Origin of the sequence: Streptomyces sp. NPDC008137 (assembly GCF_042957035.1) — a bacterium.
Lineage (GTDB): Bacteria > Actinomycetota > Actinomycetes > Streptomycetales > Streptomycetaceae > Streptomyces.
This window is the reverse complement of record NZ_JBIBHN010000037.1, coordinates 21800-44561: the sequence shown is the minus strand read 5'-3', so window position 1 is coordinate 44561 and position 22762 is coordinate 21800. Positions and strand designations below refer to the sequence as shown.

Below are 22762 nucleotides of genomic sequence, written 5' to 3'. Positions count from 1 at the left end.
CCTTCCTGCCCTGAAAGGGTGACGTCCCTGGTCAACAGGGATGCGCTCCGTATAGCGAAATCGAGTGATCTTGATCTCAGCGGTGGGCGGTCCGTACCCCTACTGGCGGGTACGGACCGCCCTGCCGTGTATGGGGCATCTGGATGTCACCACCTGGGGCTCAGGGAGGTAGGGTCGTAGGCGGTCGGGGACATCCCAAACAGAGCTCGCCGGCTCTTCATGGCCGGCGTACCAACGAGGAGATCGGTTCGTGACGATCCGCGTAGGCATCAACGGCTTCGGCCGCATCGGCCGCAACTACTTCCGTGCACTGCTCGAGCAGGGCGCGGACATCGAAATCGTGGCTGTCAACGACCTGGGTGACACCGCGACCACCGCTCATCTGCTCAAGTACGACACCATCCTGGGCCGCCTGAAGGCAGAGGTGTCGCACACCGCGGACACGATCACGGTCGACGGCCACACCATCAAGGTGCTCTCCGAGCGCAACCCCGCCGACATCCCGTGGGGCGAGCTGGGCGTCGACATCGTCATCGAGTCCACCGGCATCTTCACGAAGAAGGCCGACGCCGCCAAGCACCTCACCGGCGGTGCCAAGAAGGTCCTCATCTCGGCTCCGGCCAAGGAAGAGGACATCACCATCGTGATGGGTGTCAACCAGGACAAGTACGACCCGGCGAACCACCACGTCATCTCCAACGCCTCCTGCACCACGAACTGTGTGGCGCCGATGGCCAAGGTCCTCGACGAGAACTTCGGCATCGTCAAGGGCCTGATGACGACGGTCCACGCGTACACCAACGACCAGCGCATCCTGGACTTCCCGCACTCGGACCTGCGTCGCGCCCGCGCCGCCGCCGAGAACATCATCCCGACCACCACGGGTGCCGCGAAGGCCACCGCGCTGGTCCTGCCGCAGCTCAAGGGCAAGCTCGACGGCATCGCGATGCGTGTCCCGGTCCCGACCGGCTCGGCCACCGACCTGGTCGTGACGCTCCAGCGCGAGGTCACCAAGGACGAGGTCAACGCCGCGTTCAAGAAGGCGTCCGAGGACGGCGACCTCAAGGGCTACCTGGCCTACACCGAGGACCAGATCGTCTCCTCGGACATCGTCAGCGACCCGGCCTCCTGCACCTTCGACGCCTCCCTGACCATGGTCCAGGAGGGCAACTCGGTGAAGATCCTCGGCTGGTACGACAACGAGTGGGGCTACTCCAACCGCCTCGTCGACCTTACGGTCTTCGTCGGCAACCAGCTCTGATCGACCAAGCAGGCACGACCATGTGAGTGCAGGGCTCGGGCGGCGCGAGGACGCGCTGCCCGAGCCCTGACGCACGTACAGATCAGAGCTGTTCGATCACGAGCGCTTACGAGCGATCACGAGCTCTTTCAGGAGTCCCCTCATGAAGACGATCGACGAACTCCTCGCCGAAGGGGTCGCGGGCAAGCGGGTCTTCGTCCGCGCGGACCTGAACGTGCCGCTGGACGGCACGTCGATCACCGACGACGGCCGTATCCGCGCCGTGCTGCCCACGGTCAAGGCCCTCGCCGAGGCGGGCGCCCGCGTGGTCGTCGCCTCCCACCTGGGCCGCCCCAAGGGCGCCCCGGACCCGGCCTTCTCCCTCGCCCCCGCCGCCGCGCGCCTCGGTGAGCTCCTGGGCGCCGAGGTGGCCTTCGCGGCCGACACGGTCGGCGAGTCCGCCCAGGCCGCAGTCGCCGCCCTGACCGACGGCCAGGTCGCCGTCATCGAGAACCTGCGCTTCAACGCCGGCGAGACGAGCAAGGACGACGCCGAGCGCGGCGCCTTCGCCGACCGGCTCGCCGCCCTCGCCGACGTATACGTCGGCGACGGTTTCGGAGCCGTGCACCGCAAGCACGCCTCCGTGTACGACCTCCCGGCCCGGCTGCCGCACTACGCCGGCTACCTCATCGCGACCGAGGTCGGCGTCCTCAAGAAGCTCACCGACGAGGTCCAGCGGCCGTACGTCGTCGCGCTCGGCGGGGCCAAGGTCTCCGACAAGCTCGCCGTCATCGACGAGCTGCTCGGCAAGGCCGACCGCATCCTCATCGGCGGCGGGATGGCTTACACCTTCCTCAAGGCCAAGGGCTACGAGGTCGGCATCTCCCTCCTTCAGGAGGACCAGATCCCCGCCGTCCAGGAGTACATGGAGCGGGCCGAGAGGACCGGCGTCGAGCTGGTCCTGCCGGTGGACATCCTCGTCGCGACCGAGTTCCCGGACCTGAAGACCAAGGCCCCGGCCAACCCCACGACCGTCGCCGCGGACGCCATCCCGGCCGACCGGATGGGCCTCGACAACGGGCCCGAGACCTGCAAGCTGTACGCGTCCAAGCTCGCCGACGCCGCCACCGTCTTCTGGAACGGACCCATGGGCGTCTTCGAGCACCCCGACTACGCCGAGGGCACCAAGGCGGTCGCCCAGGCCCTCGTCGAATCCAAGGGCTTCACCGTGGTCGGCGGTGGCGACTCCGCCGCCGCCGTGCGCACCCTGGGCTTCGACGAGACGGCATTCGGCCACATCTCGACCGGTGGCGGCGCCTCCCTCGAATACCTCGAGGGCAAGACGCTCCCCGGCCTCGCCGCACTGGAGGACTGACCCACATGACCGCGCGCACGCCGCTGATGGCGGGCAACTGGAAGATGAACCTCAACCACCTCGAGGCCATCGCCCACGTCCAGAAGCTCGCCTTCGCCCTGGCCGACAAGGACTACGAGGCCGTCGAGGTCGCCGTCCTGCCGCCCTTCACCGACCTGCGCTCCGTGCAGACCCTGGTCGACGGCGACAAGCTCAAGATCAAGTACGGCGCCCAGGATATCTCGGCGCACGACGGCGGTGCCTTCACCGGCGAGATCTCCGGCCCGATGCTGGCCAAGCTGAAGTGCTCGTACGTCGCGATCGGCCACAGCGAGCGGCGCCAGTACCACGCCGAGACCGACGAGCTGGTGAACGCCAAGGTCAAGGCCGCCTACAAGCACGGCCTGACGCCCATCCTGTGCGTCGGTGAGGAGCTGGAGGTCCGGGAGGCGGGCAACCACGTCTCCCACACCCTTGCCCAGGTCGAGGGCGGTCTGAAGGACCTCCCCGCCGAGCAGGCCGAGACCATCGTGATCGCCTACGAGCCCGTCTGGGCCATCGGCACCGGCAAGGTCTGCGGAGCCGGGGACGCCCAGGAGGTCTGCTCGGCGATCCGCGGCAAGATCGCCGAGCTGTACTCGCAGGACCTGGCCGACCAGGTCCGCATCCAGTACGGCGGCTCGGTCAAGGCGGGCAACGTCGCCGAGATCATGGCCCAGGCCGACATCGACGGCGCCCTGGTCGGCGGCGCCTCGCTGGACGCCGACGAGTTCGTCAAGATCGTGCGGTTCCGCGACCAGTGAGTATGCGGTAGCGGCGTAACGTCGTACCCTTGCGGGGTCCAGCCTTGTGCTGGGCCCCGCGTCGTCCGTCAGAATCCGAGGAAGTTGGTCCAGCCGTGGTTATGGGGTTCTCGATCGCCCTGATCGTCTTCAGCCTGCTGCTGATGCTGCTGGTGCTGATGCACAAGGGGAAGGGCGGCGGCCTCTCCGACATGTTCGGTGGCGGCATGCAGTCCTCCGTCGGCGGCTCCTCGGTCGCCGAGCGCAACCTTGACCGGATCACCGTCGTGGTCGGTCTGGCCTGGTTCGCGTGCATTGTCGTGCTCGGCATCCTGATGAAGGTGAACAACTGACCGAGACGCACTTCGCACGAACTCGTACGCAAGGCCCCATGTTCGGTACGCGCAGCTGAGCGCGGCCTATCATGGGGCTTGCGTCTTCGTGTGAGGGTTGTAACTCCAATCACTGGACGCGCGTTGGGCCTTACGTAGACTGAGGCGCTCGCAGCGAAGCGGAACGCCGACTCGCTTCGCGGCACCATCACGCAGGGAGTTACGACCGTGGCAAGTGGCAACGCGATCCGGGGAAGCCGGGTCGGGGCGGGGCCGATGGGCGAGGCCGAGCGCGGCGAGTCCGCGCCGCGGCTGCGCATCTCCTTCTGGTGCTCCAACGGACACGAGACCCAGCCGAGCTTCGCCAGCGACGCGCAGGTGCCCGAAACCTGGGACTGTCCCCGCTGCGGATTCCCGGCCGGCCAGGACCGGGACAACCCCCCGGACCCGCCGCGCACCGAGCCCTACAAGACGCACCTGGCGTATGTACGGGAGCGGCGCAGCGACGCGGACGGCGAGGCGATCCTCGCCGAGGCGCTCGCCAAACTGCGGGGCGAGATCTGAGACTTGACCGGCCGGACACCAGCAGGTGCCCGGCCGGAGCTGGTTTCCGAGCCCGCCGCCGGCCCGCTCGCGGACCGATTGTCAGTGGTGCCCTCTACGGTTTGTGCATCGGGGCGAACCGTGAGGGGGAACAGTGGCGACGGTCGAGGTGGGGAGCGTGGGCGCGCCCACGTGGCGCGGGGGTTTCGGACGGCTGTGGAGCGCTGCCGTGCTGTCCAGCTTCGGTGACGCGCTGCGTACGGCCGCGCTGCCCCTGCTTGCGGTCACACTGACCGATGAGCCGCTGCTCATCGCCTCCGTCACGGCCTGCGGCTATCTGCCCTGGATCGTGTTCGGACTGCTCGGCGGGGCCGTCGCCGACCGCGTGGACCAGCGGCGCGCCATGTGGATGGCGGACGCGTTACGCGGCCTGCTGGTCGCCGGCTTCGCCGTGGCCGTGGCGCTCGGTCACGCCTCGATCGGCCTGCTCATCGTGCTGGCCGTCGCCCTCACCACCCTCCAGACCCTCTTCGACAACGCCGCGACCGCGCTGCTGCCCGCCCTGGTGGACCGGGACGCGCTCGGCAGTGCCAACGCCCGGCTGATGACCGGCCAGCGCGTCGCGGGCGGCCTGCTGGGCGGGCCGGTCGTGCCGCTGCTGCTGGCGGCGGGGGCCGCCGTGCCCTTCGCGGCCGACGCGGTGACCTTCCTGGCGGCGGCCGCGCTGATCGCCACACTGCCGGCCGCCGGGACCGACCGTGAGCCGAGGCGGGCGGGCAGCACCCTGCGCGGTGAGATCGCGCAGGGACTGCGCACCCTGTGGCGCGACCGCGCCCTGCGCGGCCTGTGCGCGGCCACGGCCTTGTGCAACATCGGCATGGGCACCTTGCTCGCCCTGCTCGTCGTCCTCGTCACCGACTGGCTGGAGGCGGGCCCCGCGGGCTACGCGGCGGCGGGCACCGCCTTCACTCTGGGCAGCCTGGCCGGGGGAGTGGTGAACAGCCGGCTGGTGGCGCGGCTCGGCCGGCAGCGGTCGGTGCTGCTCGCCGGATCGGTGCAGACCGCGGCCCTCGTCGTCATGGGCTCCGTGCGCAGCCTGCCCGTGCTGGTGGTGATGCTGGCGGTCTTCGGGCTCATGGGCATGGTGTGGAACGTCAACACGACGACGCTGATGCAGGAACGCAGCCCCGCCGGGCTCCTGGGCCGGGTCAGCTCGGCCTTCCGTACCCTGGCCTTCGCCGGCGTACCCCTCGGGGCTTTGCTGGGCGGAGCCGTCGCCACCGCCTGGGGCCCGAACACCCCGCCCCTGCTCACCGCCGCGTTCTTCCTCCTGGCCGTGATCGCGCTGATACCCACGCTCCACGCGAACGTATCTGTTGTCGAACCGGACGACGGGGCCACGACCACCGACGCCACGCGCTGATCAATTAGGTTGGTCCGGCAGCGGGGCAAGGTACGCAGGCAGGACAGGAAAGAAGGCTGAAGTCCGAGATGAACGCAGACGGCCGTACCAGGCTCAACCAGACGCCCGAGTGGACGGCACTGGCCAAGCACCGTGAGGAGCTGGGCGAGGTCGGGCTGCGCGAGCTGTTCGCCGCCGAGCCCGGCCGCGGCACCGCGTACGCCCTCCGGGTCGGCGACCTGTACGTCGACTACTCCAAGCACCTCGTCACCGATGACACGCTGCGACTGCTGCGGGAACTGGCCGCCGCCACCGACGTCTTCGGGCTCCGCGACGCCATGTTCCACGGGCAGAAGATCAACAGCACCGAGGACAGGTCCGTGCTGCACACCGCGCTGCGGGCGCCGCGGGACGCGATGATCGAGGCCGACGGCGAGAACGTGGTGCCGGCTGTGCACGCGGTGCTCGACAGGATGGAGGGCTTCGCCGACCGCGTCCGTTCCGGGGAGTGGACCGGCCACACCGGCAAGCGCATCCGCAACGTCGTCAACATCGGCATCGGCGGTTCCGACCTCGGCCCCGCGATGGCGTACGAGGTGCTGCGCGCCTACACGGACCGCTCGATGACGTTCCGCTTCGTGTCGAACGTGGACGGCTCCGACCTGCACGAGGCGGTCAGGGATCTGGACCCGGCGGAGACGCTGTTCGTCGTCGCCTCCAAGACCTTCACCACCATCGAGACGGTCACCAACGCCACGTCCGCCCGCGGATGGCTGCTGGCCGCGCTCGGTGACGAGGCCGCCGTCGCCAAGCACTTCGTCGCCCTGTCGACGAACGCCGAGAAGGTCGCCGGGTTCGGCATCGACACGGCCAACATGTTCGAGTTCTGGGACTGGGTCGGCGGGCGTTACTCGTACGACTCCGCGATCGGCCTGGCCCTGATGATCGCCATCGGGCCGGACCGCTTCCGGGAGATGCTCGACGGCTTCCGGATCGTCGACGAGCACTTCCGGACCGCGCCCGCCGAGGCCAACGCGCCGTTGCTGATGGGTCTGCTCGGTATCTGGTACGGCAACTTCCACGACGCCCAGTCGCACGCGGTGCTGCCCTACAGCCACTATCTGTCGAAGTTCACCGCCTACCTCCAGCAGCTCGACATGGAGTCCAACGGCAAGTCGGTGGACCGCGACGGGCATCCTGTCCAGTGGCAGACGGGGCCGGTGGTGTGGGGAACGCCGGGCACCAATGGGCAGCACGCCTACTACCAGCTCATCCATCAGGGCACGAAGCTGATCCCGGCGGACTTCATCGGCTTCGCACGGCCCATCGCCGAGCTGAGTGAGGAGCTCAAGGCGCAGCACGATCTGCTGATGGCCAACTTCTTCGCCCAGACGCAGGCGCTGGCCTTCGGCAAGACGCCGCAGGAGGTGCGGGCCGAGGGTGTGCCGGAGGAGCTGGTGCCGCACAAGACGTTCCAGGGCGACCACCCGACGACCACGATCCTGGCGCCCGAGTTGACCCCGTCGGTCCTCGGCCAGCTGGTCGCACTCTACGAGCACAAGGTGTTCGTGCAGGGCGCGGTATGGAACATCGACTCCTTCGACCAGTGGGGAGTGGAGCTGGGCAAGGTCCTCGCCAAGCGCGTCGAGCCCGCGCTGACCGAGGGCGCCGAGGTCGAGGGCCTGGACGCCTCCACCGAGGCCCTGGTCGCCACCTACCGGGAGCTGCGCGGCAGGGAGTGACGACCAGCCCGACGGGCACCCGCAGCGCCCGGCGGCTGACCGGGCCGCCGCCGGGCCGAGGTCAGGCCACGGCGCTCAGTGTGTCCGCCAGCCGCCGCCGTGCGGCCCTGGCCGCGGGTACGGCGGCCAGGGCCGCAGCACACAGCACCGCCGCCGCTCCCAGCAGCACCATGAGGAGGGCCGACGGGCCCTGGGCGATCCCCGCGCCGATACCGCTCGACCTGCCCTGGGCGTCGATGAGCCAGTGGGCGAGCGGCAGGCCCAGGGCGGTGGCGGCGAGCACGGCGGCCAGGGCCGTACAGCCGGTGGCCGTGACCGTGATCGCCGTGATCTGGCGGGGGGACAGGCCGATGGCCTTCAGTGCCAGCAGGTCCCGTTCGCCCTCGCGGACGGCGCCGCCGATCGCGGTCATCAGCTCGATGAGCCCGATGAGGGCGAGCACGGCGATCAGCCCGGCGACGACGGCCCGCAGCGGGGAGAGCCCGTCGGCGGGGTTGGCCACGGTGTGCACGTCCAGATGGCCGCGCCCGGCCGTGGCGAGCCGGTCGGCGACCTCCCCCGGGGCGGCGCCTGGGTCGAGGCGCAGCTCGTAGAGGGTCGGGCGGAGCCCGGGATCGTTCGCCCGGAGGGTGTCGAGGGAGGTGGAGATGACGCGGCCGGCGTTCTCCGGCTCGATGCTGCGGCCCACGATGTGCAGGATCTGCGGCTGGTCGCCGACGGTCATACGGACCCAGTCGCCGACGCGCACGTCCAGCAGGTCGAGCAGCCCCTGCCCGGCCACCGCCTCGTCGGCTCCGCGGGCGGCGCGGCCCTCGGCGAGGGTGTACGGGAAAGGGTCCTGGTGGGTGCCGAGGCCGCGCAGGGCGATGGTGGCCGTCTGGCCCGGGACCAGGGCGGCCGTCTCGACGCCGGGGTAGGCGGCGGCGACCTGCGGGTCGCGTTCCAGAAGGGTGCGGGTCTGCCGCTCGTTCAGGCCGGCGTCGGCGCGGACGCTGAGCGTGGTGGGCAGGCCGATCTGCTCCGGCTCGCTGTGGAAGCGGTCGATGGTGGTCCACGCGCTCATCGCCACGACGATCAGCAGCAGCGGCAGCGTGAGGCGGGCGACCGTGGCCAGGGAGCGGGGGCGGCGGGTGAACGCCTTGTGCCAGCCCAGCACCAGCGCGGGCGGAATCCGCAGGCCGAGCGCCCAGCGGGCCATACCGGAAAGTTGTCCGGTCCGTGCAGCCGCGGGCGGGAGCCTGAGGACGCGGCGCACACCGCTCGCAAGCCGCCTGCCCGGCCATGCGGAAGCGGGCCGCCCCGACGGGCCGGCCGATCGTGTGCCGCGGCTCCGGCCCGTCGCCCCGGACAACCGCCCGCCCAGCGCCCCCGCGGGCCTCGGCACCGGCACCGGCGGCACCCGTCCCGCCCGCCACGCGGCAAGACCGGTGGTCGCGCCGATGAACAGCACCGCGCCCACGGGGATGACGACCAGCGCCACGGTGTGCCCGGGAAGGCCCTGCCACACACCGACCGCGTCCCCGAGGCGCCCGGGGATCCGGCTGCCCAGCGCCTCGGCGAGCGCGGCGGCGGCCACGGCGCCCAGCAGGGCGTAGGCGAGATGCTGGAGCAGGAAGACGCGGACCACCTGGCCCGGGGTGAAGCCGATCGCCTTCAGGACGGACAGATCTCGCAGGTGGCCGCGGATACGGGTGCTGATCGCCCCGTGCACGGCGAGCCCGGCGGCGACCAGCGCGCCCAGCCCGAACAGGCCCAGCACCTGGCCGAGGAGCCGGTTGTCGCCCTGGGCCTCGGCGCGTGCCTGCTGCCAGGTGGACACCTCGCCGATCGCCCCGGCCCCCAGCACGGTCACGGCACGCTGCACGACGTAGGAGGTGTCGCCGGGGTCCGTCAGCCGCAGCCCGATCACCTGGCCGCCGGGATCCGGCACGGCCGACGGCAGCGCCCACACCAGGCCCGGCTGCTCACCGGGCCGGTAGCGCGGCTCGGCGCTGTCGGCGACCCCCACGACGGTCAGCTCCCGGGCGGTGCCGGGCAGGCTGAGGGGGTCTCCGGGCTCGGCCAGCAGCGCACGGGCGAGGCGGCTCTCCAGGACCACACCGTTCGGCGTCGCGGGGTCGAGCCAGTGGCCGGAGACGACCGGCGGGCGGCCGACGGAGGGCCGTTCCGGGGTACCGCGCAGTTCCACGGCGGCGCGGCTGCCCCGTGAGGAGACGGTGGCGTCGGCGGTGGGGTACGGCCCGGCGACGGAGTCGACGCCGTCCAGGCCGGCCAGCTTCCCGGTGTCGGCGGCGCTGTCGGTGTGCAGCCACACATGCGCGCCGTGCGACTGCGTGAACACACGCTGCCAGGGGTTGGTCGCGTAGCCGAACAGGGCCGTGGCCAGCAGCAGCGAGGCGACGATGCCCGCGGTGGCGAGGACGAGGAACAGCGCCTCGCCGCGGTGTGTGCGCAGATCGGAGTGCGCCCAGCGCAGGGTGGCTCGCACGGGCCTCAGCCTCTCGGCCCGGGCGTGGGGCGGCCGGGCACCCGGCCCCTCGGCTCACTCGCGGCGCAGCCGTCGTACACCCGCATCTCAGTCCTTGAGTTCCAGCACACCGGAGATGCCGGACCGGCGCGGGGGTGTGCCGCCGTCGATTTCCGCGTCGTCGGCGATCCGGCCGTCGAAGAAGCTGATCACACGGTCCGCGGCGCTCGCCAGCCGCGCGTCATGCGTGACCAGCAGGATCGTCTGGCCGCGCTGGTGGAAGCGGGACAGCAGCCGCATCACCTCGCGGGTGCCCTTGCTGTCGAGGCTGCCGGCCGGTTCGTCGGCCAGCAGCAGCGGGGGATGGTTGACCAGGGCCCGGGCCAGGGCGACCCGCTGCTGCTCACCGCCGGACAGCTCGCCCGGCATGCTGCGCTCCTTGCCCGTCAGGCCCAGCTCGGCCAGCAGCTGCTCGCGCTCGGTGCGCGCCCGCTTCGGCGAGCTCCCGGCGAGCAGGGCGGGCAGTTCCACGTTGTCGGCGACGGACAGGTTCGACACCAGGTTGAAGAACTGGAAGACGATCCCGATCCGCTTCCTGCGCTCCACCGCCCAGCGGGCCTCGCCGTAGGTGTCGGTGGACTCGCCGTCGAGCCAGAGATGGCCCGCGTCCGGCCGCTGGAGCCCGCCGAGCAGATGCAGCAGCGTGGACTTGCCGGCGCCGGACGGGCCGGTGATCGCCACGAACTCGCCCTGCCGTACGCACAGGTCGACCCCGCGCACGGCATGGGCGGGCGCACCCTCGCCGTGGTGCGTCTTCACCAGCCCCTCGGCGCGCAGCACAGGAGCGGGACGGTCGTCGCTCACTCCAGCTCCTCCAGCTCTTCCTGGCACCGCTCCAGCCAGTCGAGATCGGCCTGCAGGTGCAGCATCGCGCCCTCTATCAGGAGATGCGCGATGCGGTTGTCGCGGTCTTCGGTGGCGGCCAGCTTCGACAGCTGCCGCATGGTGTTCAGATACTGGCGCCGCTGGTGGTTGATCAGGGAGATCTGGTCGGCGAGCCCGGTCTGCGGAGCGAGCGCCAGCTTCATGAAGAAGTCGTCCCGTACCCGCGGCTCGTCCTCGGGCTCCTCGAACCAGGCGCGCAGCGCCTCCCGCCCGGCGTCGGTGAGGTGGTAGACCTTTTTATTGGGCCGGCTGGACTGCGCCACGTCCTCGCCCTCGATCAGTCCCGACTTCTCGAGGCGGCCGAGGGTCACATAGATCTGGCCGACATTCGGCTGAGGGTACGCGGAGCCCAGCAGTTGCTCAAGGTCCTGCTTGAGCTCGTAGCCATGGGCGGGGCCGCGGGCGAGGAGTGCCAGGAGGTGCAGGCGCACGCGTGCAGTCCTCCTGTCCGGTCAATGTGCTCCAGACCCTAGTATCGCCCATACCTAACAGGTATACATGGCCTCTGATTCCGGGCAAGGGAGCCCGACGCCGGTGTACAGGGAGGAACCTATGCGGTGGATCCATGCCGCGGGTAGGGGCCTTCTCGTTCTCGTCGTGGTCATGACCGGCTACGTCGCCGCCGGGGCACAGGCGGGCGAGCCGGCCGACGGCGGTCGCGGACCGCTCACCCTGGCCACCGCCGGAGACCTCACCGGCTATCTCGGCCCCCTGCTGGAGGGCTGGAACCGCACGCACCCGGGCGAGAAGGTGACCCTCGTCGAGCTGCCCGACTCGGCCGACGAGACCCAGGCGCAGATGGCCACCGACCTGCGCGACGGCGACCGCAGCCGGTTCGACGTGCTCAACATCGACGTCAACTGGACCTCGGAGTTCGCCGCCGCGGGCTGGATCAGGCCCCTGCCCCGCGACCGCTTCCCGCTCAAGACCTTCCTCCCGCCGGTCGTCGACACGGCGACCTACGACGGACAGCTGTACGCCGTCCCGTACGTCACCAACGCCGGCCTGCTCCTCTACCGCAAGGACGTCCTCGCCGAGGAGGGCGTAGCACCCCCGCGCACCTGGGCGGAGCTGGAGCGGTACGCGAAGGCCATCGCCCCGAAGCACGGCCTCGACGGCTACGCCGGGCAGTTCCTGCCGTACGAGGGCCTCACCGTCAACGCGGCGGAAGCCGTCTACTCGGCGGGCGGCTCGATCCTCGGCGACGAGGGCGAGCGCGTCACCGTCGACTCGGCGGCGGCCCGCGAGGGCATCGGCTTCCTGGCCCGCGGAGTGCGCGAGGGCTGGATCCCGAAGGAGGCGCTGGCCTACAAGGAGGAGGAGTCCAAGCAGGCCTTCCAGGACGGACGGCTGCTCTTCCTGAGGAACTGGCCGTACGCGTACGTCGGCGCCTCCGCCCCGGGCTCCCCGGTCGCCGGGAAGATCGGCGCCGTGCCGCTGCCCGGACGGGACGGTCCGGGGACGAGTGTCCTCGGCGGCTCCAACCTGGCCGTCAGCTCACATGCCCGGCATCCCGACTCGGCCGCCCGACTGCTCGCGTACCTCACCAGTGAGCGCGTCCAGCGGCAGGTCCTCACCCGTGGCGCCCTGCCGCCCGTGCGGGCCGACCTCTACAAGGACCCGCAGCTCATCCGCAGGTTCCCGTACCTGCCGACGCTGCGCGAGAGCGTGCTCGCGGCCGCGCCGCGCCCCAAGAGCCCGCGCTACGACCAGGTCAGCCTGGTCGTCCAGGCGGTCGTGCGCGACGCGATGGCCGGGCACGAGACGCCGACGGCGGCGGTGCGCCGTCTGGCACGGGAGCTCGCCGTCATCTCGCGCGGCTAGCGCCTTCCAGTGACCCGCTTCTAGTTACTTGTTAGGTAACGCGGACGTCTCATCTGGCTGAGATATGCCCGATTGATACAGCTATGCACCATGTCAACTCCTCGGTAGCTTCTGCCTTTTCATTGACACCCTCTCGACATGCCTACTTAACATGCATGCATAACCGCTGCCCTCCACAGAGACAGGTCGATGGGTTGAACAGGCACCACTGGTGGCGTGACGCAGTGATCTATCAGGTCTACGTCCGCAGCTTCCTCGACAGCACCGGCGACGGCGTCGGCGACCTCGCCGGGGTCCGGGCCGGGCTGCCGTACCTGAAGAAGCTCGGCGTCGACGGGATCTGGCTGAGCCCCTTCTATCCCTCGCCGCAGCACGACCACGGCTACGACGTGGCCGACTACTGCGACGTCGACCCGCTCTTCGGCGACCTCGCCGAGTTCGACCTGCTGGTGGGCGCCGCGCGGCGGCTCGGCGTCAAGGTGCTGCTCGACATCGTCCCGAACCACTGCTCCAGCGAGCACCCCTGGTTCCGCGAGGCCCTCGCCGCGGCTCCCGGCAGCGAGGCCCGCGCCCGCTTCCACTTCGCCGACGGCCGCGGCCCGGACGGCGACGAGCCGCCCAACAACTGGCACGCGATGTTCGGCGGCCCGGCGTGGAGCCGGGTGACCGAGGCGGACGGGCGGCCCGGCCAGTGGTACCTGCACATGTTCACGCCCGAGCAGCCCGACTGGAACTGGCGCGACCCGGAGGTCGCCGCCGAGTTCGACCGGGTGCTGCGCTTCTGGCTGGACCGGGGCGTCGACGGCTTCCGCATCGACGTCGCCGCCGGCCTCTACAAGCATCCCGAGCTGCCCGACTCCGACGACCCGGAGGTTGACGCCCGCACCCGCGACTCGGTCAACCCGCTCGCCTGGAACCAGCCCGAGGTGCACGAGGTGTGGCGCCGCTGGCGCTCCATATGCGAGGACTACACCGAGCGCGACGGCTGCGAACGCCTCCTCGTCGGCGAGGTCTCCGTCCCGACCGCCCGCGAACACGCCCGGTACGTCCGCCCGGACGAACTCCACCAGGCCTTCTTCTTCGATCTGCTCAGCGCCCCCTGGGACCCCGACGCCTTCCAGAAGGTCATCGCGGAGGCCATGCAGGACATCGCCGGGACCGGCTCGACCGTCACCTGGGTCCTCAACAACCACGACCAGGTCCGCACCGTCACCCGCTACGGCGAACCCGCCACGGAGGGCAGCGGCCTCGGTACTGCCCGGGCCCGGGCCGCCGCGCTGCTGATGCTGGCGCTGCCCGGCGCCGCCTACATCTACCAGGGCGAGGAGCTCGGCCTGCCCGAGGTCGTGGACCTGCCCGACGACGTGCTCACCGACCCGATCTTCCATCGCACGGGCAGCCGGGCCCGCATCCGCGACGGCTGCCGAGTGCCGCTGCCCTGGTCGGGGCAGGCGTCGCCCTTCGGCTTCACCTCCGGCGTGGAGAGCGCCAAGCCGTGGCTGCCGCAGCCGGAGTACTTCGCCGAGTACGCCACCGACCGCGCCCTCGCCGACACCCGCTCCTTCTGGCACCTGTACCGCGACGGCCTCCAACTGCGCGGCACCCTGCCCCAGCTGGGCGAGGGCACACTGCGCTGGCTGGACGCCCCGCCCGGCGTGCTGGCCTTCTCCCGAGGCGACGACCTGGTGTGCGCCGTCAACTTCGGCACGGCACCCACCCCCGCGCCGGTCTCCGGCACCCCCCTGCTCGCCAGCGGCCCGTGCCCCGCCGGGGTGCTGCCCGGCTCCACGGCCGCCTGGTGGATCGGTTCCTGAACTCCCCGCAAGTCAACTCCCCGAAGGGACATCAACGATGATGCGACGACGTACCACCCTGCTCACCGGCTGCACCGCACTCGTCCTGGCGCTCGGCGCGACCGCCTGCGGCGGCGGCCCCGTCACGGCCGGCGGCGGCGACAAGGCCCTCAGCGGCCAGACGGTCACCGTGGCCGGCGTCTGGTCCGGCACCGAGCAGAAGAACTTCCAGAAGGTGCTGGACGCCTTCACCGAGAAGACCGGCGCCAAGACGCAGTTCACGTCCACCGGCGACAACGTCTCCACCGTCGTCGGCAGCAAGATCGAGGGCGGCAACGCCCCCGACGTCGTGATGGTCCCGCAGGTCGGCGTGCTCAAGCAGTTCGCCGCCAAGGGCTGGCTCAAGCCGCTGTCGAAGAAGACCGAGCAGTCCGTGGACGCGGGGTACGCCCCCGTGTGGAAGGACTACGGCAGCGTCGACGGCACCCTCTACGGCCTGTACTTCAAGGCCGCCCACAAGTCGACCGTGTGGTACAGCCCCGACGCCCTCGCCCAGGCCGGTGTGAAGCCGCCGAAGTCGTACGACGAGATGCTGAAGGCCGGGCAGACCGTGTCCGACTCCGGGCTCGCCGCGTTCTCCGTCGCCGGACAGGACGGCTGGACCCTCACCGACTGGTTCGAGAACGTCTACCTCTCCCAGGCCGGACCCGAGAAGTACGACGCCCTCGCCGCGCACAAGCTGAAGTGGACGGACGCCTCGGTCGTCGACGCCCTCACCACGCTCGGCAAGCTCTTCAAGGACAAGCAGCTCATCGCGGGCGGCCAGAAGGGCGCCCTGAACACCGACTTCCCCGGCTCCGTGGAGAAGGTCTTCGGGCCGGAGCCCGAGGCCGGCATGGTCTACGAGGGCGACTTCGTCGCCGGCGTCGCCAAGGACCAGTTCGGCAAGACCGTCGGGAAGGACGCGAACTTCTTCCCGTTCCCCGCGGTCGGCGGCGGTGAGGCCCCGGTCGTCAGCGGCGGCGACGCGGCCGCGGTCCTGAAGGACGGCAAGAACCAGAAGGCCGCGCAGGCTCTCACGGAGTTCCTGGCCACCCCGGAGGCCTCGGCGGTGTGGGCCGAGGCGGGCGGCTTCCTCTCCCCGAACAAGGAGCTCGACCTCGCGAAGTACGGCGACGACGTCACCCGCGCCACCGCCAAGTCCCTCGTCCAGGCCGGGGACTCGGTCCGCTTCGACATGTCCGACCAGGCCCCGGCGGCCTTCGGCGGCACGAAGGGCGCCGGCGAGTGGAAGCTCCTCCAGGACTTCCTGCGTGACCCGTCCGACCCGAAGGGCACCGCGGCGAAGCTGGAGGCCGCGGCGGCCAAGGCGTACCAGGACTGATACGCCATGACAGCGACCCTCGTGAAAGAGACGAGTCCACCGCCGCCCGGCACGATCGCCGACCGCACGCGGCGACTGCGTCGGCGCGGCAAGCTCATCGCCCTGCTGTTCGTGCTGCCCGCGCTGCTGCTGCTCGGCGCGCTCGTCGTCTACCCCGTGCTGTTCAGCATCGGCCGCAGCTTCTTCGACGCCTCCGGGACGACCTTCGTCGGCGGCGACAACTACGCCGAGATGTTCAGCGACCCGGCGACCCTCAACGCCGTCCGCAACACGGCCATCTGGGTCGTCGTCGCACCGGCCCTGCTGACCGGCCTCGGGCTGATCCTGGCCGTCCTGGTGGAGAAGGTCCGCTGGGCGACGGCCTTCAAGCTGCTGCTCTTCATGCCGATGGCGGTCTCCTTCCTCGCCGCCGGCATCATCTTCCGGCTCGCCTACGACGAGGACCCCGACAAGGGCGTCCTCAACGCGGCGGCGGTCTCCGTCCACGACGCGTTCGAGGGCTCCTCGTCCTACCCGACGGCCCGGGCGCGTGACGGGCAGGGGCTGACGAAGGAGAAGGACGGGTCGTACCGCACGGGTGCGAACGTGTCACCCGGGGACGCGGTGACGCTCGGTCTCGTCGGGGTCCTGCCCGACGACCTGCCGGGCGGCACGCAGCCCGCGTACGCGGCGGCGGGACAGAAGGCCGCCCCGGACGAACTGCGCGGCGTCGTCTACCTGGACTTCACGCCCGGCGGGGGAGGGCAGCAGGGCAAGGTCGACCGGCGGGAGAGCGGACTGCCCGAGATGAAGGTCGAGGCGGTGCGCGACGGCAAGCCGGTCGCCACGGCGACCACCGCTTCCGACGGCTCCTTCCGCTTCGAGGGACTCGAACCGGGCTCCTACGCCGTGCAGCTGCCGTCGTCCAACTTCGCCCCGCCCTACGAGGGTGTCTCCTGGCTCGGACCGGCGCTCGTCACACCGGCGATCATCGGCGCGTACCTGTGGATCTGGACCGGCTTCTCCATGGTGCTCATCGGCGCCGGCCTGGCGACGCTCCCGCGCGACACGCTGGAGGCGGCGCGGATGGACGGCGCCAACGAGTGGCAGATCTTCCGGCGGATCACGGTGCCGCTGCTGGCGCCCGTGCTGACGGTCGTCTTCATCACCCTGGTGATCAACGTGATGAAGGTCTTCGACCTCGTCTACATCATCGCGCCCGGGCCGGTGCAGGAAGACGCGACCGTGCTCGCGACGCAGATGTGGCTGGTGTCGTTCGGCGGCGGCAACAACCAGGGCCTCGGCAGCGCGCTCGGTGTGCTGCTCCTGCTGCTGGTGGTCCCGGCCATGGTGTTCAACGTCCGCCGCTTCCGAAGGAGTCAGCGATGAACGCGGTTCGGCGCGGATTGGGCAACGGAGTCGTCCAGGCCTTCCTCGTGGTCGTCGGCCTGGTGTGGATGACGCCGCTGGCCGGGCTGTTCCTGTCCTCGATGCGGTCCGCCGAGGACACCGCGAAGGGCGGCTGGTGGACGGTGTTCACCAGCCCGGGGCAGCTGTCCTTCGACAACTACTCGGAGCTGTTGGGGAACGCCGGGATCACTACGGCGTTCTGGAACACGGTGCTGATCTCCGTGCCGACGACGGTGCTGGTCGTCGTCTTCGCGGCGCTCGCGGGCTATGCCTTCGCGTGGCTGGACTTCCCCGGGCGGGAGACGATCTTCCTGGTCGTGGTCGCGCTGCTGGTGGTGCCCGTGCAGATCGGGCTGCTGCCGGTCGCGAAACTCTTCGGGCAGCTCGGGCTGTTCGGGACGATCCCGGGTGTCGTGCTCTTCCACGTCGCCTACGGGCTGCCGTTCGCGGTGTTCCTGCTGCGGAACTACTTCTCCGAGATACCGAAGGAGATGCTGGAGGCCGCGCGCATGGACGGGGGCAGCGAGTGGCGTATCTTCACGCGGCTCGTGCTGCCCGTGGGGCGGCCGGCGATCGCCTCCCTGGCCATCTTCCAGTTCCTTTGGGTGTGGAACGACATGCTGGTGGCGCTGCTGTTCGCGGACAGTTCCTCGCAGCCGCTGACGGTGGAACTCCAGTCGCAGATACGGCAGTTCGGCAGCAACATCGATGTGCTGGCACCGGGGGCGTTCGTGTCGCTGGTGGTTCCGGTGGTCGTGTTCTTCGCGTTCCAGAAGCACTTTGTGCAGGGCGTGATGGCGGGGTCGGTCAAGTAGCCGGTGTACCAGGGGGCTTCGCCCCCTGGACCCCCGGTCCTTCGCCCCCACCACCCGATGCGGTCAGCCAGGAGGCTGGCTCGCGAGTTGCCCGATGCAAGGGCAGTTTCGGGTGGTGGGTGGGCATAGGCGGGGGTCCAGGGGGCGGAGCCTCCTGGTACATCAGGCCGACGCCGGCGGATACAAGGAACGCGGCAGCCCCGAAGCCGCGGCGGCGTCCAGCAGCCACAGCGTCCGGCTGCGCCCGTACGCCCCCGCCGCCGGGGCCTGGATCTCGCCCGCGCCCGAGAGCGCGATCGCCGCCGCCTGCGCCTTGTCCTCGCCCGCGGCCAGAAGCCACACCTCACGCGCAGCACGGATCGCCGGCAACGTCAGCGTCACCCGTGTCGGCGGCGGCTTGGGCGCGCCGTGCACGCCCACGACCGTACGGTCCGTCTCGCGCACCGCCGGCAACTCCGGGAACAGCGAGGCGACATGCGTGTCCGGGCCCACGCCGAGCATCAGCACGTCGAACGTCGGCACGGGGCCGTGGTTCTCCGGGCCGGCCGCCCGCGCCAGTTCCTCCGCGTACGCGGCCGCCGCCGCGTCCACGTCGTCGCCGTGGGGGCCGTCCGACGCGGGCATCGCGTGCACCCGCTTCGGATCGAGCGGCACCGAGTCCAGCAGCGCCTCCCTCGCCTGCGTGATGTTGCGCTCCGGGTCGCCCTCGGGCAGGAACCGCTCGTCGCCCCACCAGAGGTCGAGCCGGCTCCAGTCGACGGCGTCCCGGGCGGGCGCCGCGGCCAGGGCGGCCAGCAGGCCGTTGCCGTTGCGGCCGCCCGTGAGGACCACGGACGCCGAACCCCGGGAGGCCTGCGCGTCCACGATCTTCGTGATCAGCCGGGCCGCCGCGGCCTGCGCCATCAGCTCCTTGTCGCGGTGCACGACCAGCTGCGGTGCCGTACTCACTTCGTCGTAGCCCTCACTTCGTCGTCGTCTTCCGTACCGGTTCCAGCTTCGGCGGCTCCTGCTTCACCGGTGCCTGCGCCGTCGCTTCCGCAGCGGGTGCTTTCGCAGCCCGTTCGACCGGCGCGGGGAGGGCGAGTCGTCCGGTCCCGTCACTTTTGGGCTCGCCCCGCTCTCCTTTGGCCAGTGATTCCACCGACTCCTCGGAGCCCCGCGGCGCCGGAGCCGCCCAGGAGGACTTCAGCCTGTCCACCCCGTACCGCAGGGCCGACGCGTACGTGTCGTCCGGGTCGAGCCGCCGCAGCTCCTCCGCTATCAGCTCGGCCGTGTCCCGGCGCTTGAGCGCCACACCACGGTCCGGCTGGCCGTCGATGGAGAGCGTGGCCAGGGAGCCGTCCGCGCGGTCCAGCTTGATCGGGCCGCAGCTGGTCTCCATGCGGACCGCCGTCAGCCCGGGGCCGCCGGACAACGAGCGCTTCACGGGGACGTCCAGCCGGTCCGCGAGCCACATCGCCAGCAGCTCGCAGCTCGGGTTGAACTCCTCGCCCTCCACCTCGACGGCCCTGACCTCGCAGGTGACCTGGTCGAGAGCCGCCGCCAGCATGGAGCGCCAGGGCGTGATCCGGGTCCAGGACAGGTCCGTGTCGCCGGGGGTGTAGGTCCCCGACCGGGTCGCCAGGTCCCGTACCGGCTGCTCGGAGGCGTAGGTGTCGGTGACACGGCGCTGGCCGAGGGCGCCCAGCGGGTCCTTCGCCGGGTCGAGCGGCGCGTTCACCGGCCACCACACCACCACCGGGGCGTCCGGCAGCAGCAGCGGCAGCACCACCGACTGGGCGTGCTCGGCCACCTCGCCGTACAGGCGGAGCACCACCGTCTCGCCCGAGCCGGCGTCCGCGCCGAGGCGGACCTCCGCGTCCAGGCGGGACTGCGTACGGTCGCGGGGCGAGCGGGAGACGCGCTTGATGACCACGAGCGTGCGCGAGGGATGCTCGTGCGAGGCGTCGTTGGCCGCCTTCAGCGCGTCGTAGGCGTTCTCCTCGTCCGTCACGATGACCAGCGTGAGCACCATGCCGACCGCAGGGGTGCCGATCGCCCGGCGGCCCTGCACCAGCGCCTTGTTGATCTTGCTGGCGGTGGTGTCCGTCAGGTCTGTCTTCATGGCCGGCGCCAGCTCCGTCCGTGTCGCTCGAGCATTTCGTCCGCCTCGACGGGCCCCCAGGTACCGGCCGGGTACTGGGCGGGCTTGCCGTTCTTGTCCCAGTACTCCTCGATCGGGTCGAGGATCTTCCAGGACAGCTCGACCTCCTCGGTGCGCGGGAAGAGGTTCGAGTCACCGAGGAGGACGTCCAGGATGAGACGCTCGTACGCCTCCGGGCTGGACTCCGTGAAGGACTCGCCGTACGCGAAGTCCATGGACACGTCCCGGATCTCCATCGACGTGCCGGGGACCTTCGAGCCGAAGCGGACCGTCACGCCCTCGTCCGGCTGGACGCGGATGACGATCGCGTTGGAGCCCAGCTCCTCGGTGGCCGTCGTGTCGAAGGGGGAGTGCGGGGCCCGCTGGAAGACGACCGCGATCTCCGTCACCCGGCGGCCGAGCCGCTTGCCGGTGCGCAGATAGAAGGGGACACCCGCCCAGCGGCGGTTGTCGATCTCCAGCTTGATCGCGGCGTAGGTGTCGGTCTTCGACGAGGCGTTGATGCCGTCCTCGTCCAGATAGCCGATCACCTTCTCGCCGCCCTGCCAGCCGGCCGAGTACTGGCCGCGCACGGTGTCCCGGCCCATGTCCTTCGGCAGCCGCACGGCGCCGAGCACCTTGGTCTTCTCGGCGGCCAGCGCGTCCGCGTCGAACGAGGCCGGCTCCTCCATGGCGGTGAGCGCCAGCAGCTGGAGCAGGTGGTTCTGGATGACGTCACGGGCGGCGCCGATGCCGTCGTAGTACCCGGCCCGGCCGCCGATGCCGATGTCCTCGGCCATGGTGATCTGCACATGGTCCACGAGGGACCGGTTCCAGATCGGCTCGAACATCGTGTTGGCGAAGCGCAGCGCCAGGATGTTCTGGACGGTCTCCTTGCCGAGGTAGTGGTCGATCCGGAAGACCTGCTCCGGGGCGAACACCTCGTGCACGACCTTGTTGAGCTCCTCGGCCGACTTCAGGTCGTGACCGAAGGGCTTCTCGATGACCGCGCGCCGCCAGGAGCCGCCCTGCTGGTCGGCCAGCTGGTGCTTCTTGAGCTGCTGGATGACCACCGGGAAGGACTTCGGCGGCACGGAGAGGTAGAAGGCGAAGTTGCCGCCCGTGCCCTGCGCCTTGTCCAGCTCCTCGATCGTGGAGCGCAGCCGCTCGAACGCGTCGTCGTCGTCGAACGTGCCCTGCACGAAGCGCATGCCCTGGATGAGCTGCTGCCAGACCTCCTCGCGGAAGGGCGTGCGGGCATGCTCCTTGACCGCGTCGTGGACCTCCTGCGCGAAGTCCTCGTGCGCCCACTCACGGCGCGCGAAGCCCACCAGCGAGAAGCCCGGCGGCAGCAGACCCCGGTTGGCGAGGTCGTACACGGCGGGCATGAGCTTCTTGCGTGAGAGGTCGCCCGTGACGCCGAAGATGACCAGGCCCGACGGCCCCGCGATACGCGGGAGCCGTCGGTCCGCGGGGTCACGCAGCGGATTGCTGCTCGACACCTGTTCAGCCCTCCGAGGGGGCGAGGCGCTTGAGCTCGGCCTCGGTCGACTTCAGCAGGTCGGTCCAGGACGCCTCGAACTTCTCGACGCCCTCGTCCTCCAGCAGCTGGACCACGTCGTCGTACTTGATCCCGAGCTGCTCGACCGCGTCGAGGTCGGCGCGGGCCTGCTCGTACGTGCCGGCGAGGGTGTTGCCGGTGATCTCGCCGTGCTCCTCGGTGGCGTACAGGGTCGCCTCCGGCATGGTGTTGACCGTGTTCGGCGCGACCAGCTCGTCGACGTACAGGGTGGACTTGTACGCCTTGTCCTTGACGCCGGTGGAGGCCCACAGCGGACGCTGCTTGTTGGCGCCCGCACGCTCCAGGGCGCTCCAGCGCTCGCTCGAGAAGACCTCCTCGTACGCCTGGTAGGCGAGCCGGGCGTTGGCGATGGCGGACTTGCCGCGCAGCGCCTTGGCCTCGGGGGTGCCCAGGGCGTCGATCCGCTTGTCGATCTCGGTGTCGACGCGCGAGACGAAGAAGGACGCCACCGAATGGATCTTGGACAGGTCCAGGCCCTTGGCCTTCGCCTTCTCCAGACCGGTCAGGTAGGCGTCCATCACCTCGCGGTAGCGCTCCAGCGAGAAGATCAGCGTGACGTTGACGCTGATGCCGTTGCCGATCGTCTCGGTGATGCCCGGCAGGCCCGCCTTGGTGGCCGGGATCTTGATCAGCGTGTTGGGGCGGTCCACCAGCCAGGCCAGCTGGCGGGCCTCGGCGACCGTCGCCTTGGTGTTGTGGGCGAGGCGCGGGTCGACCTCGATGGAGACCCGGCCGTCCTGGCCGCCGGTGGCGTCGAAGACCGGGCGCAGGATGTCGGCGGCGTCGCGGACGTCCGCCGTGGTGATCATGCGGATGGCCTCTTCGACGGTTACCTTGCGGGCGGCGAGGTCCGACAGCTGCTGGTCGTAGCCGTCACCCTCGGAGATCGCCTTCTGGAAGATCGTCGGGTTGGTGGTGACGCCCACGACGTGCTGCTGGTCGATCAGCTCGGCGAGGTTGCCGGACGTGATGCGCTTGCGCGACAGGTCGTCCAGCCAGATCGCTACGCCTTCCTCGGAGAGGCGCTTGAGTGCGTCTGTCATGGA

At 70.5% G+C, this 22762-nt stretch carries 19 protein-coding genes; 12 read left to right on the top strand and 7 right to left on the bottom strand.

What is annotated here, in order from left to right:
* The first annotated feature begins 250 nt into the window (after positions 1–250).
* The 7 genes from gap to pgi all read left to right on the top strand — a co-directional run bounded on the left by gap (position 251) and on the right by pgi (position 7395).
* Positions 251–1261, top strand: coding sequence for a type I glyceraldehyde-3-phosphate dehydrogenase (gap, locus tag ACFZBT_RS36220; protein WP_391113212.1), 1011 nt, complete (start codon positions 251–253; stop codon positions 1259–1261).
* Between the two features lie 142 nt (positions 1262–1403).
* Entirely contained in the window at positions 1404–2615 is a 1212-nt protein-coding gene (locus tag ACFZBT_RS36215; RefSeq protein ID WP_391113209.1) for a phosphoglycerate kinase, read from the top strand.
* Between the two features lie 5 nt (positions 2616–2620).
* Positions 2621–3397 (top strand): triose-phosphate isomerase, encoded by a 777-nt coding sequence (gene tpiA, locus ACFZBT_RS36210; RefSeq protein WP_391113206.1) that lies wholly within the window; start codon positions 2621–2623, stop codon positions 3395–3397.
* Positions 3398–3498: 101 nt separating this feature from the next.
* Complete coding sequence (gene secG, locus ACFZBT_RS36205) at positions 3499–3729, top strand: preprotein translocase subunit SecG (RefSeq protein ID WP_030852761.1); 231 nt, start codon at positions 3499–3501, stop codon at positions 3727–3729.
* Positions 3730–3936: 207 nt separating this feature from the next.
* Positions 3937–4272, top strand: a complete 336-nt coding sequence (locus ACFZBT_RS36200; RefSeq protein WP_003976875.1) for an RNA polymerase-binding protein RbpA — start codon at positions 3937–3939, stop codon at positions 4270–4272.
* A gap of 133 nt (positions 4273–4405) precedes the next feature.
* The gene (locus ACFZBT_RS36195; protein WP_391113203.1) at positions 4406–5674 is read left to right on the top strand and encodes an MFS transporter; all 1269 of its coding nucleotides are present in this window, start codon (positions 4406–4408) and stop codon (positions 5672–5674) included.
* A gap of 68 nt (positions 5675–5742) precedes the next feature.
* Positions 5743–7395, top strand: coding sequence for a glucose-6-phosphate isomerase (gene pgi, locus ACFZBT_RS36190; RefSeq protein ID WP_391113200.1), 1653 nt, complete (start codon positions 5743–5745; stop codon positions 7393–7395).
* A gap of 61 nt (positions 7396–7456) precedes the next feature.
* Here the strand turns inward: pgi and ACFZBT_RS36185 are convergent, their stop codons facing one another.
* From ACFZBT_RS36185 to ACFZBT_RS36175, 3 genes are all read right to left on the bottom strand, one after another.
* Complete coding sequence (locus tag ACFZBT_RS36185) at positions 7457–9883, bottom strand: FtsX-like permease family protein (RefSeq protein WP_391113197.1); 2427 nt, start codon at positions 9881–9883, stop codon at positions 7457–7459.
* A gap of 87 nt (positions 9884–9970) precedes the next feature.
* Entirely contained in the window at positions 9971–10726 is a 756-nt protein-coding gene (locus tag ACFZBT_RS36180; RefSeq protein WP_391113193.1) for an ATP-binding cassette domain-containing protein, read from the bottom strand.
* Positions 10723–11238, bottom strand: coding sequence for a helix-turn-helix transcriptional regulator (locus ACFZBT_RS36175; protein ID WP_391113190.1), 516 nt, complete (start codon positions 11236–11238; stop codon positions 10723–10725). The genes ACFZBT_RS36180 and ACFZBT_RS36175 overlap by 4 nt, the downstream gene beginning before the upstream one ends.
* Positions 11239–11359: 121 nt before the next feature.
* Here ACFZBT_RS36175 and ACFZBT_RS36170 point away from each other — a divergent pair, with 121 nt between their 5' ends.
* From ACFZBT_RS36170 to ACFZBT_RS36150, 5 genes are all read left to right on the top strand, one after another.
* Positions 11360–12631, top strand: a complete 1272-nt coding sequence (locus tag ACFZBT_RS36170) for an extracellular solute-binding protein (protein WP_391113187.1) — start codon at positions 11360–11362, stop codon at positions 12629–12631.
* Between the two features lie 155 nt (positions 12632–12786).
* On the top strand, positions 12787–14445 hold the full coding sequence (locus ACFZBT_RS36165; protein ID WP_391113184.1) for an alpha-amylase family glycosyl hydrolase: 1659 nt from the start codon (positions 12787–12789) through the stop codon (positions 14443–14445).
* Between the two features lie 37 nt (positions 14446–14482).
* Complete coding sequence (locus ACFZBT_RS36160) at positions 14483–15808, top strand: extracellular solute-binding protein (RefSeq protein WP_391113181.1); 1326 nt, start codon at positions 14483–14485, stop codon at positions 15806–15808.
* Between the two features lie 6 nt (positions 15809–15814).
* The gene (locus tag ACFZBT_RS36155) at positions 15815–17176 is read left to right on the top strand and encodes an ABC transporter permease subunit (RefSeq protein ID WP_391113178.1); all 1362 of its coding nucleotides are present in this window, start codon (positions 15815–15817) and stop codon (positions 17174–17176) included.
* Complete coding sequence (locus tag ACFZBT_RS36150; protein WP_391113175.1) at positions 17173–18012, top strand: ABC transporter permease subunit; 840 nt, start codon at positions 17173–17175, stop codon at positions 18010–18012. Before ACFZBT_RS36155 ends, ACFZBT_RS36150 begins: the two co-directional genes overlap by 4 nt.
* 162 nt (positions 18013–18174) lie before the next feature.
* On the opposite strand, the gene pgl is transcribed toward ACFZBT_RS36150, so the two are convergent.
* Genes pgl through tal form a run of 4 tightly spaced genes read right to left on the bottom strand, consistent with a single transcriptional unit; the run spans position 18175 to position 22759 of the window.
* The gene (gene pgl / locus ACFZBT_RS36145; RefSeq protein ID WP_391113171.1) at positions 18175–18960 is read right to left on the bottom strand and encodes a 6-phosphogluconolactonase; all 786 of its coding nucleotides are present in this window, start codon (positions 18958–18960) and stop codon (positions 18175–18177) included.
* Positions 18961–18973: 13 nt separating this feature from the next.
* Entirely contained in the window at positions 18974–20116 is a 1143-nt protein-coding gene (opcA, locus tag ACFZBT_RS36140) for a glucose-6-phosphate dehydrogenase assembly protein OpcA (protein WP_391113168.1), read from the bottom strand.
* Positions 20113–21636 (bottom strand): glucose-6-phosphate dehydrogenase, encoded by a 1524-nt coding sequence (gene zwf / locus ACFZBT_RS36135; protein ID WP_391113165.1) that lies wholly within the window; start codon positions 21634–21636, stop codon positions 20113–20115. The genes opcA and zwf overlap by 4 nt, the downstream gene beginning before the upstream one ends.
* 4 nt (positions 21637–21640) lie before the next feature.
* Complete coding sequence (gene tal / locus ACFZBT_RS36130; protein ID WP_391113162.1) at positions 21641–22759, bottom strand: transaldolase; 1119 nt, start codon at positions 22757–22759, stop codon at positions 21641–21643.
* Between the last annotated feature and the right edge of the window lie 3 nt (positions 22760–22762).